Annotated in this window: 16 protein-coding genes and 1 riboswitch; of the genes, 7 read left to right on the top strand and 9 right to left on the bottom strand. The window is 74.4% G+C overall.

The genetic code is table 11. The annotated features are described in order from the left end of the window. Positions 1-645 carry an HAD family hydrolase gene (locus LX15_RS16115; protein ID WP_253670408.1) on the bottom strand — a complete coding sequence of 215 codons (645 nt, stop codon included), beginning with the start codon at positions 643-645 and terminating at the stop codon, positions 1-3. 287 nt (positions 646-932) lie between these two features. On the opposite strand from LX15_RS16115, the gene LX15_RS16110 reads away from it, so the two are divergent. The 3 genes from LX15_RS16110 to LX15_RS16100 all read left to right on the top strand — a co-directional run bounded on the left by LX15_RS16110 (position 933) and on the right by LX15_RS16100 (position 3,245). After that, complete coding sequence (locus LX15_RS16110) at positions 933-2,168, top strand: Nramp family divalent metal transporter (RefSeq protein ID WP_301304707.1); 1,236 nt, start codon at positions 933-935, stop codon at positions 2,166-2,168. 298 nt (positions 2,169-2,466) lie between these two features. Beyond that, positions 2,467-2,817 (top strand): hypothetical protein, encoded by a 351-nt coding sequence (locus LX15_RS16105; protein ID WP_253670406.1) that lies wholly within the window; start codon positions 2,467-2,469, stop codon positions 2,815-2,817. A gap of 26 nt (positions 2,818-2,843) precedes the next feature. Further along, positions 2,844-3,245, top strand: coding sequence for a YccF domain-containing protein (locus LX15_RS16100; RefSeq protein ID WP_253670405.1), 402 nt, complete (start codon positions 2,844-2,846; stop codon positions 3,243-3,245). A 66-nt stretch (positions 3,246-3,311) separates the two neighbouring features. On the opposite strand, the gene LX15_RS16095 is transcribed toward LX15_RS16100, so the two are convergent. The 6 genes from LX15_RS16095 to LX15_RS16070 all read right to left on the bottom strand — a co-directional run bounded on the left by LX15_RS16095 (position 3,312) and on the right by LX15_RS16070 (position 7,935). Beyond that, positions 3,312-4,076: an HAD-IIA family hydrolase gene (locus LX15_RS16095; protein WP_253670455.1), complete on the bottom strand. Its 765-nt coding sequence runs from the start codon at positions 4,074-4,076 to the stop codon at positions 3,312-3,314. A gap of 96 nt (positions 4,077-4,172) precedes the next feature. After that, positions 4,173-5,297: a sulfate/molybdate ABC transporter ATP-binding protein gene (locus tag LX15_RS16090; RefSeq protein WP_253670404.1), complete on the bottom strand. Its 1,125-nt coding sequence runs from the start codon at positions 5,295-5,297 to the stop codon at positions 4,173-4,175. After that, entirely contained in the window at positions 5,294-6,067 is a 774-nt protein-coding gene (locus LX15_RS16085; protein ID WP_253670454.1) for an ABC transporter permease, read from the bottom strand. Before LX15_RS16085 ends, LX15_RS16090 begins: the two co-directional genes overlap by 4 nt. A gap of 101 nt (positions 6,068-6,168) precedes the next feature. Beyond that, on the bottom strand, positions 6,169-6,927 hold the full coding sequence (gene modA / locus LX15_RS16080) for a molybdate ABC transporter substrate-binding protein (RefSeq protein WP_253670403.1): 759 nt from the start codon (positions 6,925-6,927) through the stop codon (positions 6,169-6,171). Beyond that, on the bottom strand, positions 6,924-7,328 hold the full coding sequence (locus LX15_RS16075; RefSeq protein ID WP_253670402.1) for a TOBE domain-containing protein: 405 nt from the start codon (positions 7,326-7,328) through the stop codon (positions 6,924-6,926). Before LX15_RS16075 ends, modA begins: the two co-directional genes overlap by 4 nt. 91 nt (positions 7,329-7,419) lie before the next feature. After that, positions 7,420-7,935: a MarR family winged helix-turn-helix transcriptional regulator gene (locus tag LX15_RS16070; RefSeq protein WP_253670401.1), complete on the bottom strand. Its 516-nt coding sequence runs from the start codon at positions 7,933-7,935 to the stop codon at positions 7,420-7,422. Between the two features lie 194 nt (positions 7,936-8,129). Here LX15_RS16070 and moaA point away from each other — a divergent pair, with 194 nt between their 5' ends. The 4 genes from moaA to LX15_RS16050 all read left to right on the top strand — a co-directional run bounded on the left by moaA (position 8,130) and on the right by LX15_RS16050 (position 11,993). Then, positions 8,130-9,188 carry a GTP 3',8-cyclase MoaA gene (gene moaA, locus LX15_RS16065; RefSeq protein WP_253670453.1) on the top strand — a complete coding sequence of 353 codons (1,059 nt, stop codon included), beginning with the start codon at positions 8,130-8,132 and terminating at the stop codon, positions 9,186-9,188. 3 nt (positions 9,189-9,191) lie between these two features. Further along, the gene (locus LX15_RS16060) at positions 9,192-9,464 is read left to right on the top strand and encodes a MoaD/ThiS family protein (protein ID WP_253670400.1); all 273 of its coding nucleotides are present in this window, start codon (positions 9,192-9,194) and stop codon (positions 9,462-9,464) included. A gap of 305 nt (positions 9,465-9,769) precedes the next feature. After that, complete coding sequence (locus tag LX15_RS16055; RefSeq protein WP_253670399.1) at positions 9,770-10,648, top strand: phosphatidylinositol-specific phospholipase C/glycerophosphodiester phosphodiesterase family protein; 879 nt, start codon at positions 9,770-9,772, stop codon at positions 10,646-10,648. A 489-nt stretch (positions 10,649-11,137) separates the two neighbouring features. Beyond that, a riboswitch (cyclic di-AMP (ydaO/yuaA leader) is annotated at positions 11,138-11,303 on the top strand. Between the two features lie 3 nt (positions 11,304-11,306). After that, entirely contained in the window at positions 11,307-11,993 is a 687-nt protein-coding gene (locus LX15_RS16050; RefSeq protein WP_253670398.1) for a transglycosylase family protein, read from the top strand. A 377-nt stretch (positions 11,994-12,370) separates the two neighbouring features. Here the strand turns inward: LX15_RS16050 and LX15_RS16045 are convergent, their stop codons facing one another. Continuing rightward, the gene (locus tag LX15_RS16045; protein WP_253670397.1) at positions 12,371-13,333 is read right to left on the bottom strand and encodes a molybdenum cofactor biosynthesis protein MoaE; all 963 of its coding nucleotides are present in this window, start codon (positions 13,331-13,333) and stop codon (positions 12,371-12,373) included. Continuing rightward, positions 13,309-13,791, bottom strand: coding sequence for a cyclic pyranopterin monophosphate synthase MoaC (gene moaC / locus LX15_RS16040; protein ID WP_253670396.1), 483 nt, complete (start codon positions 13,789-13,791; stop codon positions 13,309-13,311). The genes LX15_RS16045 and moaC overlap by 25 nt, the downstream gene beginning before the upstream one ends. Between the last annotated feature and the right edge of the window lie 20 nt (positions 13,792-13,811).

The raw sequence follows: 13,811 nt of genomic DNA, 5'->3' as shown, positions 1-13,811 counted from the left end.
TCAGCCCGCCTCGGCCGCCAGGTCGTCCTCGCCGGCGCCGGCCAGGTGCCCGGCGAGCCAGTCGGGGAACGCGGTGAGGTCGGCGAGCACGACGTCCGCGCCGGCGCCGGCCAGCTCCTCGGCGGTGCAGGGCCCGGTCGTCACGCCGACCGACACCGCCCCCGCGGCCTGGGCGCCGCGCACGTCCCCGACGTGGTCGCCGACGTAGACGGAGGCGCCGTGCTGTCGCAGCGCGGCGCCCTTCCCCGACGACCACAGCCCGCCGACGAGGTGGTCGACCTCCCAGCCGAGGGCGCCGAGGTGGCGCGCGGCGTTCAGCGCGTACTTCCCGGTGACCACGACGGTGTTGCCGCCGGCGGCGCGCACCGCGGCCAACGCCTCGGCCGCGCCCGGCAGCGCGACGGTGACCGGGACGACAACCTCGGGGTAGATCTCCCGGAACCGGGCGACGAGGGCGTCGATCGTCGGCTGGTCCAGGCCGTAGCCGGCGAAGACCGACTCCAGGGGTGGGCCGAGGTGGGCGGCGAAGGCCTCCCCGTCCAGGGGGATGCCGGTCTCGCCGGCGAGCACCTCGAACGCGCGGACCATGCCCGGCCGCGGATCGATCAACGTCATGTCCAGGTCGAAACCGACGGTCAGCGGCACGCTCGCACCCTACGCCGGCCGGGGGAGCGATTGACTCCTCTGAGTAGTTGTCCTCGTCACGCGCCACCTACCGTCAGTGATCTTGGCGGGCGGTGGCGCGCACAATCCCCTGGTCCGGTGGTCCGCCCGCGCGGTGTGGTCGGTCCCACCCTCCCTCGACCGCGCCCTGTTGCATAAGGTTTGCAACAAGAGGGTGACGTCGGACCGTGCGCGGGTGGTCGGCGACCTGGTCGCGCCCGCTCCCGCGCGGTGACGCGTCGCGGGGACGGGAGGGCCACGTGGTTTCGCTGGGGGACGCGCTGCGCACGGCGCTGCCCCGGGTCCGCTCCCGCGCCGCCCTCCTCGGCCCGGCGTTCGTCGCCGCCATCGCCTACGTCGACCCCGGCAACGTGGCCACCAACACCACCGCCGGCGCCCGCTACGGCTACCTGCTCGTCTGGGTGCTGGTGGGCGCCAACGTGATGGCGGGGCTGGTCCAGTACCTGTCGGCCAAGCTCGGGCTGGTCACCGGTCGCTCGCTGCCGGAGGCGGTGCGCGACCACCTGCCCCGGCCCGCGCGCCTGGCCTACTGGGCGCAGGCCGAGCTGGTCGCGATGGCGACGGACCTGGCGGAGGTGCTCGGCGGGGCGGTCGCGCTCCGGCTGCTGTTCGACCTCCCGCTGCTGCTGGGCGGCGTGATCACGGGCGTGGTGTCGACCGCGTTGCTCGTGGTGCGGGACCGCGGCGGGCAGCAGCCCTTCGAACGCGTGGTCACCGGCATGCTCGTGGTGATCACGATCGGCTTCGCCGCCGGACTGCTGGTGTCGCCGCCCTCCCCCGGCGGGGCGGTGGCCGGCCTGCTGCCCCGGTTCGACGGCGCGGAGAGCGTCCTGCTGGCGGCCGGCATGCTCGGCGCGACCGTGATGCCGCACGCCGTCTACCTGCACAGCGCCCTGGCCAGGGACCGGCACGGCCGCCCTGAGCCCGGTCCCGCCCGGCGGACCCTGCTCAGGGCCACCCGCACGGACGTGGCCGCCGCGATGCTCCTGGCCGGCGCGGTGAACCTGGCGATGCTGCTGCTGGCCGCGAGCGCCCTGCCCGGCGCGGCCGACGTCGAGTCCCTCGACGGGGTCCACGCCGCACTGGGCTCCTCCCTCGGCGCGGCGGTCGCGGCCCTGTTCGCGGTGGGCCTGTTGGCCTCGGGGTTCGCCTCCACCGCCGTGGGCTGCTACGCCGGCGCGGTGGTGATGGGCGGCCTGCTGCGCCGCCGGGTCCCGCTGCTGGCGCGGCGGCTGGTGACGCTGGCGCCGGCCCTGATCGTCCTCGCGGCCGGGATCGACCCCACGTGGGCGCTGGTGCTGTCCCAGGTGGTGCTGTCCTTCGGCATCCCGTTCGCGTTGGTCCCGCTGGTGCTGCTGACCGGGAGCCGGTCGGTGATGGGCGACGCGGTCAACCGGCGGGGCACCACGGTGGTCGCGTGGGCGGTCGCGGTCGCGGTGATCGCCCTGAACCTGGCGCTCATCGTGTTGACGCTCCGTGGTTGATCCACGAATGGGTGAAGATTGCGCCATCCGGCGTCACGGAAGGACAGTTGACGCGTCACGTAGTCACGGGCGCCGTCGCCCAACCGACGCGCCCGACCCGTCCCCATGACACCACCGGCGGCAACGCCGGACCGGTCGCATGAGGGGGTCGCCCGCCAGCCAGGACGCCGTGGAGCATGACGAGCATGGGACAACAGGCCAGGGACCGGGCCGCCGTGAGCCGGCCCGCCACCGCGCGCCGACCGCCGGCCGGGCGGCGTCCCCTCACCGGCGTCCGCACCCACCCGGAGGGGGTCCGATGATCACTGATCGCGACCTGGAACGGATCGCGACCGCGATCGACGACGCGATGCGCCACACGTCCGCCGCCCGACCCCGGGCCTGCTGGGAACACGTGGAGTGGCTGCGACTCAAGGCCGACCTGCTGGACCGGCTGGCGGCGGCGCAACGCTCGTGGCACGGGTCGTTGTCCCGCAGGGCCGAACTGATCAGGGACAACGCGGAGCGCCTCGCCGACGACCTGACCGGGGCGCTGACCGCCCGCGAGCTGGAGGTCCTCCCCCAGCAGGGCGGGATGGCCCGGTCCCAGGCGGCGCCCCGGTGGGCCGAGGCCACGGCCCGCGCCGCCGACTCGGCCGAACCCGAGTGAGGCGGGTCCCGGGCACAATCGACCCGGTGCGGCTCCTGCTCAACGTCATCTGGTTGGTGTTCGGCGGCCTGCTCATGGCGCTGGGCTACGCCCTGGCCGGGGTGCTGTGCTGCGTGCTGGTCGTGACGATCCCGTTCGGGATCGCCTCGTTCCGGATGGCCGCCTACACGCTCTGGCCGTTCGGGCGGACCATCGTGGACCGCCCGGGGGCCGGCGCGGGCTCGGCCGTCGGCAACGTCGTGTGGATCCTGGTCGCCGGCTGGTGGCTGGCGCTCGGGCACGTCGTCACCGGGATCGCGCAGTGCCTGACGGTCGTCGGCATCCCCCTGGGAGTCGGGAACCTCAAGCTGGTCCCGGTCTCGCTGACGCCGCTGGGCAAGGCGATCGTGGACGTCGACGACCGCACGGCGTTCGCGCCCCGCCGCTGAACCCGTTTCGGCTGGGCCCCGCTTTGGGGAGGGTGGCCGCCGGGCCGGGCGGCCACCCTCCCCCGCTCAGTCGCCGAACGGGTCGGTGACCCTGCCGATCAGGTCGGCCACCGATCCGATGACCTTGGTCGGCCGGTACGGGAACCGCTCGGCCGTGTCGGCCGCGGAGATCCCGGAGAGCACGAGGATCGTCTGGAGTCCGGCCTCCAGCCCGGTGCGGACGTCGGTGTCCATCCGGTCGCCGATCATCAGCGTGTTCTCGGAGTGGGCGCCCAGCGCGCGCAGCGCCGACCGCATCATCAGCGGGTTGGGCTTGCCGACGAAGTAGGGGGCGCGGCCGGTGGCCCGTTCGATCAGCGCCGCGACCGAGCCCGTCGCCGGGAGCACGCCCTCGCGGCTCGGCCCGGTCTCGTCGGGGTTGGTGGCGATGAACCGGGCCCCTGACTCGACGAGGCGGATCGCCTTGGTGATCGCCTCGAAGCTGTAGGTGCGGGTCTCGCCGAGCACGACGTAGTCGGGGTCGCGGTCGGTGAGCACGTAGCCGATGGAGTGCAGCGCGGTGGTGAGCCCGGCCTCGCCGATGACGTAGGCGCTGCCGCCGGGGCGCTGGGTGTCGAGGAACCGGGCGGTGGCCAGCGCCGAGGTCCAGATGGCCGACTCGGGCACGTCGAGTCCGGTGCGGTGGAGCCTGGCCCTCAGGTCCCTCGGCGTGTAGATCGAGTTGTTGGTCAGGACCAGGAACGGGACGCCGTGGGAGCGCAGCTCGGCGAGGAACTCGTCGGCGCCGGGCACGAGGTGTTCCTCGTGCACCAGCACCCCGTCCATGTCCATCAGGTAGTTCCAGGTGGCCGACTTCGAGGTCGAGCCGGACCGGGACTCGGCGCTGGTGTCCTCCGCTCGCGTCACCCCGTCATCATCGCATCGGGGTCACCGCGCCGACACGGTTTCGCCGGGAGCGGGACAGAGCGTGACCTCCGTCGCCTTCACCGCGAACCACACCGGCAGACCCGGCTCCAGGCCGAGGTCGGCCACCGCGGCCGGGGTGACGTCCGCGGACAGGCCCTCGGCCCAGCCCGGTCCGCCCGGGGCGGCGGCGGCCCGCAGCCGCACGACGTCGGCGCGGGGCTCCAGCCCGGCCAGGACCACCGGGAACACGTTGCGGGGACTCCCGTTCGGGCGTTCCCGGTGCACGGCGACGGCGCGCGGCGGGAAGACCGCCACGGCGGGGACGCCGTCCACCAGGCCGGGTTCCCGGTGGCCGGCCAGCACCGCGCCGTCGGGGGCGCGCAGGCCGGTCGGCGCGGCGACCCCGGCGACCAGCTCCAGCCCGGCGATCCGCGCCGTGAAGGCGGTGCGCGGCCGGGCGAGGACCTGGCGCGTCGGCCCCGCCTCCACCACGACGCCGGCGTCGAGCACCACCAGCCGGTCGGACAGCACCAGGGCGTCGAGCGGGTCGTGGGTGACGACCAGGGCGGTGCGCCCGCCCGCCCGCAGGACCCGACCCAACACGGCGCGCAGGGCGGGGGCGGCGTCGACGTCGAGCGCGGCGAACGGCTCGTCCAGCAACACCAGGTCGGGCTCGGCGGCGAGCGCGCGGGCGACCGCGACCCGTTGGGCCTGACCGCCGGACAGCTCGGCGGGGCGGCGGTCGGCCAGCTCCAGGACGTCCACCTCGGACAGCCAGCGCCGGGCGATCTCCCGCGCGGCCCGTCGGGGCACTCCCCGCGCCCTGGGGCCGAACGCGACGTTGGCCTCCGCCGTGAGGTGCGGGAAGAGCAGGGGCTGTTGGGCGAGCAGGCCGACGCCGCGCCGGTGCGGGGGCACGTGCGCGCCGCGGCCGGCGTCGGTGAGGGTCCGTCCACCCAGGACGACGCGCCCCCGGTCGGGCCGCAGCAGCCCGGCCAGCACGCCGAGGAGCGTGGACTTGCCCGAGCCGTTCGGCCCCAGCACCGCCAGCACCTCCCCCGGCTCCACGCGCAACGCCACGGACAACGCGAACCCGGGCCGGCCCAGCTCGACGTCGACGTCCAGCGCGGACGAGCGCGGGGTCATCGCGCTCCCTCCACGGCACGGGGCCGCGCCAGCACGACGACGACCGCGGCGACCGCGACGAGCAACAGCGACAGGGCCACTGCTCCGTCCACATCGGACTCCCGTTGGAGGTAGATCTCCAGCGGCAGCGTGCGGGTCTGGCCGGCCAGGCTCCCGGCGAAGGCGATGGTCGCGCCGAACTCGCCGAGCGCGCGGGCGAAGGCGAGCACGACGGCGGAGCCGAGACCCGGCAGCAGCAGCGGCACCGTGACGCGCCAGAACACCGTCCACGGGCGGGCGCCGAGCGTGGCGGCGACGGTTTCGTAGCGGTCCCCGGCGGTGCGCAGCGCGCCCTCCAGGCTCACGACGAGGAACGGCATCGCGACGAACGTCTGGGCCAGCACCACGGCGGTCGTGGTGAAGGGGACGCGGACACCCAGGTAGAGGTCGAGGTAGCGCCCGACCAGTCCCGTCCGCCCCAACAGGTAGAGGAGCGCGAGCCCGCCGACGACGGGCGGCAGCACCAGGGGCAGCAACACCAGCGAGCGCAGCACGCGCAGGCCGGGCGGTCGGCCCCTGGCGAGCACCACGGCCAGCGGGCCACCCAGGAGCAGGCAGAGCGCGGTCGAGGCGGCCGCGGTGCGCAGGGACAGCCCCAGCGCGGTGAGCGCGGCGTCGCTCGTGACCAGCTCGGGCAGCCGGACCCAGTCGGCGCGCGCCACCAGGCCGAGCACGGGCAGGACCAGCAGGCCCAGCCCGGCGAGGGCGGGACCCCAGAGCGGCCACGGCAGCGCGGCGCGCGTCCGATGGCGGTCCGCCCCGCCCCTGCCGAACGGGACGGACGGCCTGTCGGGGCGGAGTGGTCCCGGTGACGACGGCGCGGCAGCCATGGTCACGGCACCTGGAACCCGGCCGCCGTCAACGCCTCCCTGCCGACCTGCCCGCGCACCAGCTCGACGAACTGGCGGCCGAGCTCGGCCTCGGGCGCCCCCGAGGGCACCGTGATCGGGTAGTCGTTGCGGGCGCCGGCCGCCTCGGGGAAGGCGACGCCCCGCACCCTGTCGCCCCGCGCGTGCACGTCGGTGACGTAGACCAGCCCCGCGTCGGCCTCCCCGGCCACCACCTTGCCGAGCACCGACTTGACGTCGGGCTCCTCGCTGGCGGGCCGCAGCCGCACGCCGGCGGCCGTCGCCACCTTCTGGGTGGCGGCGCCGCAGGGCACCTGGGGCGCGCACACGACGAGGACGACCCCGTCCTTCGCCAGGTCGGCCAGGGAGCCGATGTTCTTCGGGTTGTCGGCCGGCACCGCGATCCGCAACTCGTTCGTGGCGAAGACCCGCGGCTGCCCGGCCAGGCCCGCCCTGGCGACGGTGTCCATGGTCGAGGTGTTGGCGGCGGCGAACACGTCGGCCGGCGCCCCGTTGACGATCTGTTGGGCGAGGTCGGAGGACCCCCCGTAGCTGATCTTGACGTCGACCCCGGGGTGTTCGGCCTCGAACCGCTGCTCCAGCCGCCCGAACACCTCGGTCAGCGACGCGGCGGCCAGGACGGTGACCGTCCGCCGGGGCGCGGGGTTCCCCCCGCCCGACCCGCAGGCCGCGAGGGCCAGCACGAGCGCGACGGCCAGGCCGAGCGGCGCCCGCGCCCTCACGACATCCCTCCGGGCGTCTCGACCACGACCTGCGTGGACTTGACCACCGCCACCGCGAGCACGCCGGGCCGGAGGTCGAGTTCCCGCACCGCCTCCGTGCTCATCAGGGACACCACCCTGTGCGGACCGCACTGGAGTTCGACCTGCGCCATCACCCGGTCGGTCACGACGTCGGTGACCAGGCCGACGAACCGGTTCCGCGCCGAGCGGCCCACGCCGGAGGGGTCGGGCGTCGTCCTGGCCTGCGCCCTGGCGAAGGCGGCCAGCTCGGCGCCGTCGAGGACCATCCGGCCGGCGTCGTCGCGGTGGGCGGTGAGCTGACCGCCGTCCACCCAGCGGCGCACGGTGTCGTCACTGACCCCGAGCAGCCCGGCTGCCTCGGCGATCCGATACTGCGGCATGACCGGCAGTGTAGGTCCGTGAACGCGGAAGGGAGACGCCCAGGAACTCCGTACTTGCGGATGGGCTCCGCGTCGTCGTCGGCTTCGGCGCTCAGCGCCGGATCGCCGGCGGCAACTCACCCAGCCGGGCGGTCTCGCGCCGCAGCACCTCGGTCATCGCCTCCAGGAAACCCTCCACGGCGGCGAGCTGCGACTCGTCGTAGAGCGCCACGATCTCCTCCACACCGCGACGCAGGCCGTCGAACAGCCCGGCGGCGATGCGCTCGTGCGCCCCGGTCGTCTCCACGAGGACCTTGCGCCGGTCCCGGGGGTCGCGGACGCGCCGCACGTACCCCGCCCGTTCCAACCGGTCGATGACCCCGGTCACGGCGCCGGTGGACAGGCCGGACAGCTCGGCCAGCCGGCCGGCGGTGATCGGGGTGCGCGCCTGGAGCGCGAGGTCGAGGCACTTGTGGTCGGACGGCGACACGCCCAACCGCTCGGCGACCTGCGAGTGGAACATGACGGTCGCCGCGCCGAGCGACCGCCCGAGCTCCGACACGCGCCGCGCCGCGTCCGCTCCGCCCGCCGCCTCGCCCACCGCGCACACCCCTGTCTTCTCGTCCATCAAGAGGCTCAGTGGCCGAGCCACTCGCCGTGCGAGGAGAGGGTAGCCGCGGCGGGGACCGGGCCGCGCCCGCCGAGAAGGCCCTCCGGTCCCGCCGTCCGGGTGACACACCCCACCGCGACGACACCCGGTTCGTGACCTTCGGACGCGCGGAGCACCGCCCCCTCGGGACTACCCTCGACTGTGTGACCGCGGTGCACCTCGGGTGGCCGGCCCTGCGCAGCGCCAGCCGCGCGACGGGGCCGGGAGCACGTCCGGACACCCCCGCGCTGGTGGACCGGTTCGGCCGGGTGGCCACCGACCTGAGGGTCTCCCTGACCGACCGGTGCAACCTGCGGTGCACCTACTGCATGCCCGCCGAGGGGCTGGACTGGCTGCCGACCTCCGCGCTGCTCACCGCGGGCGAGCTGAGCCGGCTGATCCGCGTCGCCGTGGAGCGCCTGGGGATCACCGAGGTGCGGTTCACCGGAGGCGAGCCGCTGCTCCGACGGGACCTCACCCAGATCGTGGCCGCGACCACCGGGCTGCGGCCGCGGCCGTCGGTCTCGCTGACGACCAACGGCATCGGGCTGGCCCGCCGGGTCGACGACCTGGTGGCGGCCGGCCTGGACCGGATCAACGTCTCGCTGGACACGCTCCGGCCCGAGCGGTTCAGGGCGATCTCCCGCCGGGACCGGCTGGCCGACGTGCTCGCCGGGCTCGCGGCGGCGAGGGCGGCCGGGCTGTCGCCCGTGAAGGTCAACGCGGTCCTGCTGCGCGGGGTCAACGACGACGAGGCGGGAGCCCTGCTGGACTACTGCCTGGACCACGGCTACCAGCTCCGCTTCATCGAGCAGATGCCGCTGGATCCCCAACACGCGTGGGACCGCCGGTCGATGATCACGGCCGAGGAGATCCTCGCCGCCCTGCGCCGCACCCACCGGCTCACGCCCGACCCCGCGGAACGGGGCTCGGCGCCGGCCGAGCGGTGGCTGGTCGACGGCGGCCCCGGCGTGGTGGGCGTGATCGCCTCGGTCACCCGCCCGTTCTGCGCGACCTGCGACCGCACCAGGCTGACCGCCGACGGGCAGCTCCGCACCTGCCTGTTCGCCCGCACCGAGACCGACCTGCGCGGCGCCCTGCGCTCCGGCGCCTCCGACGAGGAGCTGGCCGAGCTGTGGCGGGGCGCGATGTGGGGCAAGGCCGCGGGCCACGGCATCTCCGACTCGGACTTCACCCAACCGCAACGGCCGATGAGCGCGATCGGGGGTTGAGAGTTGGCGGAGCAGGCGACGTCGACCCGGGTAACCGTCCGCTACTTCGCGGGCGCCCGCGCCGCCGCGGGAACACCGGAGGAGGTCCTGGAGCTGCCCGCCGGCAGCACGGTGGCCCAGGTGCTCGCCGAGCTGGAGCGCCGACGGGGAGAGAAGCTCTCGCGGGTGCTCGCGGCGTGCAGCTTCCTGGTGAACGGCACGGCCGTCCGTGACCGGGAGGCCATCGTCCCCGACGGCGGGGAACTCGACGTGCTGCCGCCCTTCGCCGGCGGCTGAGGCCCTTCCTCTCCTCTTTCCTCTTCTTCCCGCCTGCCGTCTCCTCCTTCTCTTCTTCTGTCTCTTCTCCTGTCTCTCTGCTCTCTCCTCCTGCCTCTTCTCCTGGCTTCCTCCTTCTCTTCTGTGCCCTCCTCGCCGCCGGCCCTGCCACGCGGCGTCCAGAACAGCGCGCCGGACGCGTTCGGCCGCTCGCGGTCATCCATTCGGACGCATCGCCCTCCCTGCTCACCCCCGGTGATCACTCGCTGACAGGGTGCCGCTAACGTGTGGCCCCTCATCGCGCTCTTGATCACTGGAGGTGAGTCGTGGTCGACCGGAAGTCGCTCTTCGGCGTCCTACTCGCCCTGGTGTCGGCGATGGTGTTGGTCGGGCCCGCGACGGCCCAGGCGGCGACGCCGGTCCTCCCGAACGCGCACGCGCACAACGACTACCAGCACGCCCGTCCGCTACTCGACGCCCTCGACCGCGGGTTCACCAGCGTCGAGGCGGACATCTACCCCGCCTTCGGCCACCTCTACGTCGGGCACTACCCCTGGGACGTGCGCCCGGAGCGCACGCTCCAGTCCCTGTACCTGGAGCCGCTGCGCCAGCGCGTGGCCGCCAACGGGGGCCGGGTGCTGCCCGGGTGGGACGGCGAGTTCCAGCTCCTGGTCGACATCAAGTTCAACGAGAACGACGGTTATCGGTGGCTGGACGCCGCGGTGCGCGACCCGCGTTACGCCGGCCTGTTCACCCGGTACGTCAACGGCGAGGTGCGGCGCGGTCCGGTGACGATCGTGCTCAGCGGCCGCCAGCCCCGGGACGCGGTCGCCGGCCAGGCCGACCGGTTCGCCTTCCTCGACGGCCGCCCGGGGGACCTCGGCTCCGGCGTCCCGGCCACGCTCGTCCCCCTGGTCAGCGCGGACTGGACGACCCTGTTCGGCTGGCGCGGTCAGGGCCCCATGCCGGAGGGCGAGCGGGCGGCGCTGCGCGAGCACGTCAGGAAGGCCCACGCGGAGGGCAGGCGCGTGCGGTTCTGGGCGACGCCGGACGCTCCCGGCGCGGACCGGGAAGCGGTGTGGCGCGAGCTGCGCGCCGCCGGCGTCGACCATCTGGGTAGTGATGACCTCGACGGCCTGGCCGCGTTCCTCGCGACGCCCGGCGCGACGTCCGTTCGGCCCAACGCCCTGGTCGGATCGCGTTAGACGGTGTCACTCCCCGGGACGGACCTCGCCGCCGGCGGTCACCCGGCCGTTCAGGTGATCTTGGAACGAGCCGGGGCCGACCGGCGGCCGACCCGCCCCAGGATCGGAAGCGGGCCGGAACGGGCCGCCCGGCGCGCCCGGTCCTCCACCCTGGGATGTGCGTTATTCGGACAATTCCCCCAAAGAGGGATCTTCCACACACTTCCTGTGATCACGCTCACCAGCACTGTGCGTACTCGGCGCGTCGTCGGACGTCGTAGTCACGAGGACGTCCATCTCACTCTCCGTGATCGATCTCAGCTTGGATACGGGCCGGTAACGGCCCTCTGACCTGCGAAAACAGCGATGATCGTTTCCAGACGCCGGATCGTTACTGTGACGAGCGTCACGGCTCAGGGGGTTCGCAAAACCGCTCTCGGTCACTTAGCGTCGCTTTCCGGTCGGCCCCGACCGACCGAGCAAGGAGCTGGAGCCCGTGCACCGAACCCTGTCCAGCGGGCTCCGAACCCCGAGCGAAACAACAACCGGACAGGGGCGGGGGAACCACCTGACGGGCGCGAGCCAGCGTCCTTGGGGTGAAGCCGGCACCAGCCGGCCGGGCTGCCCTCCAGCCCGAACCCGACAGCTCACCTCGCAGGTGCGGTACGGAGAGAGGGACATGGCTTCCTATCGAGGCAAGCACCGCAAGCCGTCGGCCGCTGGCAAGCACATCGCGCGTCTGGCCCTGGCCGGCGTCGTGATCGGCGCCCCGGTCGCGATGGCCGGCACCGCCAACGCCGCGCCGGAGTCCACCTGGGACGCCCTGGCGCAGTGCGAGGCCGGTGGCAACTGGAACATCAACACCGGTAACGGCTTCTCCGGCGGCCTCCAGTTCACCCCGAGCACCTGGAAGGCCTACGGCGGCGGCCAGTACGCGCCGAACGCCCACCAGGCCACCAGGGACCAGCAGATCGCCGTCGCCGAGCGGGTCCTCCAGGGCCAGGGCTGGGGCGCGTGGCCGGCCTGCTCCAGCAAGCTGGGCCTGCGCGGTGGCCAGGCCGCCGCCGCGCCGAAGGCCCAGCCGCAGAAGGCGGCGCCGCAGAAGCCCGTGCAGAAGCCGGCGGCGCCCCAGAAGGCCGTGCAGAAGCCGGCCACGCCGCAGAAGGCGGCCCCCAAGCCCGCCGCGCCGGCCGCGCCGGTGCAGAAGAACGGCGCCGACTACACCGTGGTCGCCGGTGACACGCTGTCCGGCATCGCCCAGAAGCTGGGTGTGCAGGGCGGCTGGCAGGCCCTCCACGAGCGCAACAAGGACGTCGTGCCCGACCCGAACCTCATCTTCCCGGGTCAGCAGCTCGACGTGCGCTGAGTCCCTCTCCCCTGACCTCAGGGGTGGACAGCCGAGCAAGGCCCTGGTCGGGTCGTCCCCCGGACCCGACCAGGGCCTCGGCATGTCCTCGGCATGTCCTCGGCATGCCCTCAGCATGTCCTCAGCACGCCGGCGGGACCGGTGACGGGGCCAGGGCCGGCGACATCCGGCCTGTCCTGATTCAGCCCGGTTCACCCGAAAAAGCGCACCTGATGCGTCCGGCAACGCTGCGCGAGACGTCGGATTCGCTGGACACGCGCCACGACACGCCATCAACGCCCGTGCTGTCGGATGGCGTCCCTACCGTCGCCGGCATGACGTTCTCCTTCTCGCCCAGCCGCGACACCCTCAGGTCCCCGCTCGCGCCGCCGCGCGTCTCAGGGGCAGTTGACCCATTCCTCCGTGCCGTCGTCGAAGACCTGCCGCTTCCAGACCGGCAGCCGAGCCTTCACCTCGTCGACCAGCTCCGCGCAGGCGCGGAACGCCTCCGCGCGGTGCTCCGCCGCCACGGCCACGGCCAGGGCGACGTCGCCGATCGCCAGCACCCCGATCCGGTGGCTGACCGCGGCCGCCCGCAGCCCGGGGTGCCGGGCCGCGACGTCGGCCGCGACCTCCGCGACGATCCCGGACGCGCTGGGGTGGCCCGTGTACTCCAGCTCGCGCACGCCCCGACCGTGGTCGTGGTCCCGGACGACCCCGCCGAAGGTGACGACCGCCCCGGCCGCCCGGTCGGCCACGAGCCGGGCGTGCTCGTCCACGTCCAGGGGGGCGTCGACGACCTCCGCGCGCAGCACGGTGGCGGGCTCGTGGGCCGGCGGCGCGGCCGCAGGCGCGGTCCGCCCGTGGTCACCGCCGTGGAGCTGGTCGACGGCGTGGTCCAGCACGTCCGCCAGGACCGCGAGCCCGTCCTTCACCCCGCCGGTGGAGCCGGGCAGGTTGACGACGAGGGTCCGCCCGGCCACGCCCGCGACCCCTCGGGAGAGCACCGCGGTGGGCACCCGGGGCAACCCGGCGGCGCGGACGGCGTCGGCGAGGCCGGGCACCTCGTAGTCGAGGAGCGCCCTGGTCACCTCGGGCGTGCGGTCGGTCGGGGTGATCCCGGTACCGCCGGTCGTGATGACCACGTCCACGCCCTCGGCGACGGCCGCCCTGAGGGCCGCCCCCACCGGCTCGCCGTCGGGCGTCACGACCGGCTCGTCCACGCGGTACCCCCGCGCGCGCAGCCAGTCGACGATGACCGGTCCCGTGCGGTCCGGGTAGACACCCGCGCTGGCCCGGTTGGAGGCGACCACGACGCGGGCGACGCGCTCCCGGGTCACCTGTCCTGCGGTCTGGTCCACGTGCCCGCCTTCCCGCCGTCCTTGCGCTCGACGCGCACCGCGTCGAGCACGGCCGCCGGGTCGACGGCCTTCACCATGTCGTGCAGGGTCAGCCCGGCCACCGCCACCGCGGTGAGCGCCTCCATCTCCACCCCGGTGCGGTCGGTGGTCCGCACGGTCGCGGTGATCCGCACCTCCGCGCCCTCGGCGGCGAGGTCGACGGTCACCCCGGACAGGGCGATGGGGTGGCACAGGGGCACCAGGTCGGGGGTGCGCTTGGCGGCCATGATCCCGGCGACGCGCGCCGTGGCCAGGGCGTCGCCCTTGGGCAGGCCGTCCCGCCGGAGCAGCTCGACCACCTCGGCGGTGGTCCTGAGCACCCCGGTGGCCACGGCCGTCCTGGCGGTCGGCTCCTTACCGGTCACGTCCACCATCCGCGCCGCGCCACCCGCGTCGACGTGGGTCAGCCCTTCACCCATGCCGCGATGCTAGAGGGCTG

It is taken from the genome of Streptoalloteichus tenebrarius, from assembly GCF_024171885.1.
In the GTDB taxonomy this organism is placed as follows: domain Bacteria; phylum Actinomycetota; class Actinomycetes; order Mycobacteriales; family Pseudonocardiaceae; genus Streptoalloteichus; species Streptoalloteichus tenebrarius.
This window is presented reverse-complemented; position numbering and strand designations above follow the sequence as displayed.

Coding starts and splice junctions, on each gene's coding strand:
- LX15_RS16090 (WP_253670404.1), bottom strand. CDS start 5,297: ATGACCCCGCGCTCGTCCGCGCTGGACGTCGACGTCGAGCTGGGCCGG.
- LX15_RS16050 (WP_253670398.1), top strand. CDS start 11,307: ATGGCTTCCTATCGAGGCAAGCACCGCAAGCCGTCGGCCGCTGGCAAG.
- LX15_RS16095 (WP_253670455.1), bottom strand. CDS start 4,076: ATGGACATGGACGGGGTGCTGGTGCACGAGGAACACCTCGTGCCCGGC.
- LX15_RS16075 (WP_253670402.1), bottom strand. CDS start 7,328: ATGCCGCAGTATCGGATCGCCGAGGCAGCCGGGCTGCTCGGGGTCAGT.
- moaC (WP_253670396.1), bottom strand. CDS start 13,791: ATGGGTGAAGGGCTGACCCACGTCGACGCGGGTGGCGCGGCGCGGATG.
- LX15_RS16070 (WP_253670401.1), bottom strand. CDS start 7,935: ATGGACGAGAAGACAGGGGTGTGCGCGGTGGGCGAGGCGGCGGGCGGA.
- LX15_RS16105 (WP_253670406.1), top strand. CDS start 2,467: ATGATCACTGATCGCGACCTGGAACGGATCGCGACCGCGATCGACGAC.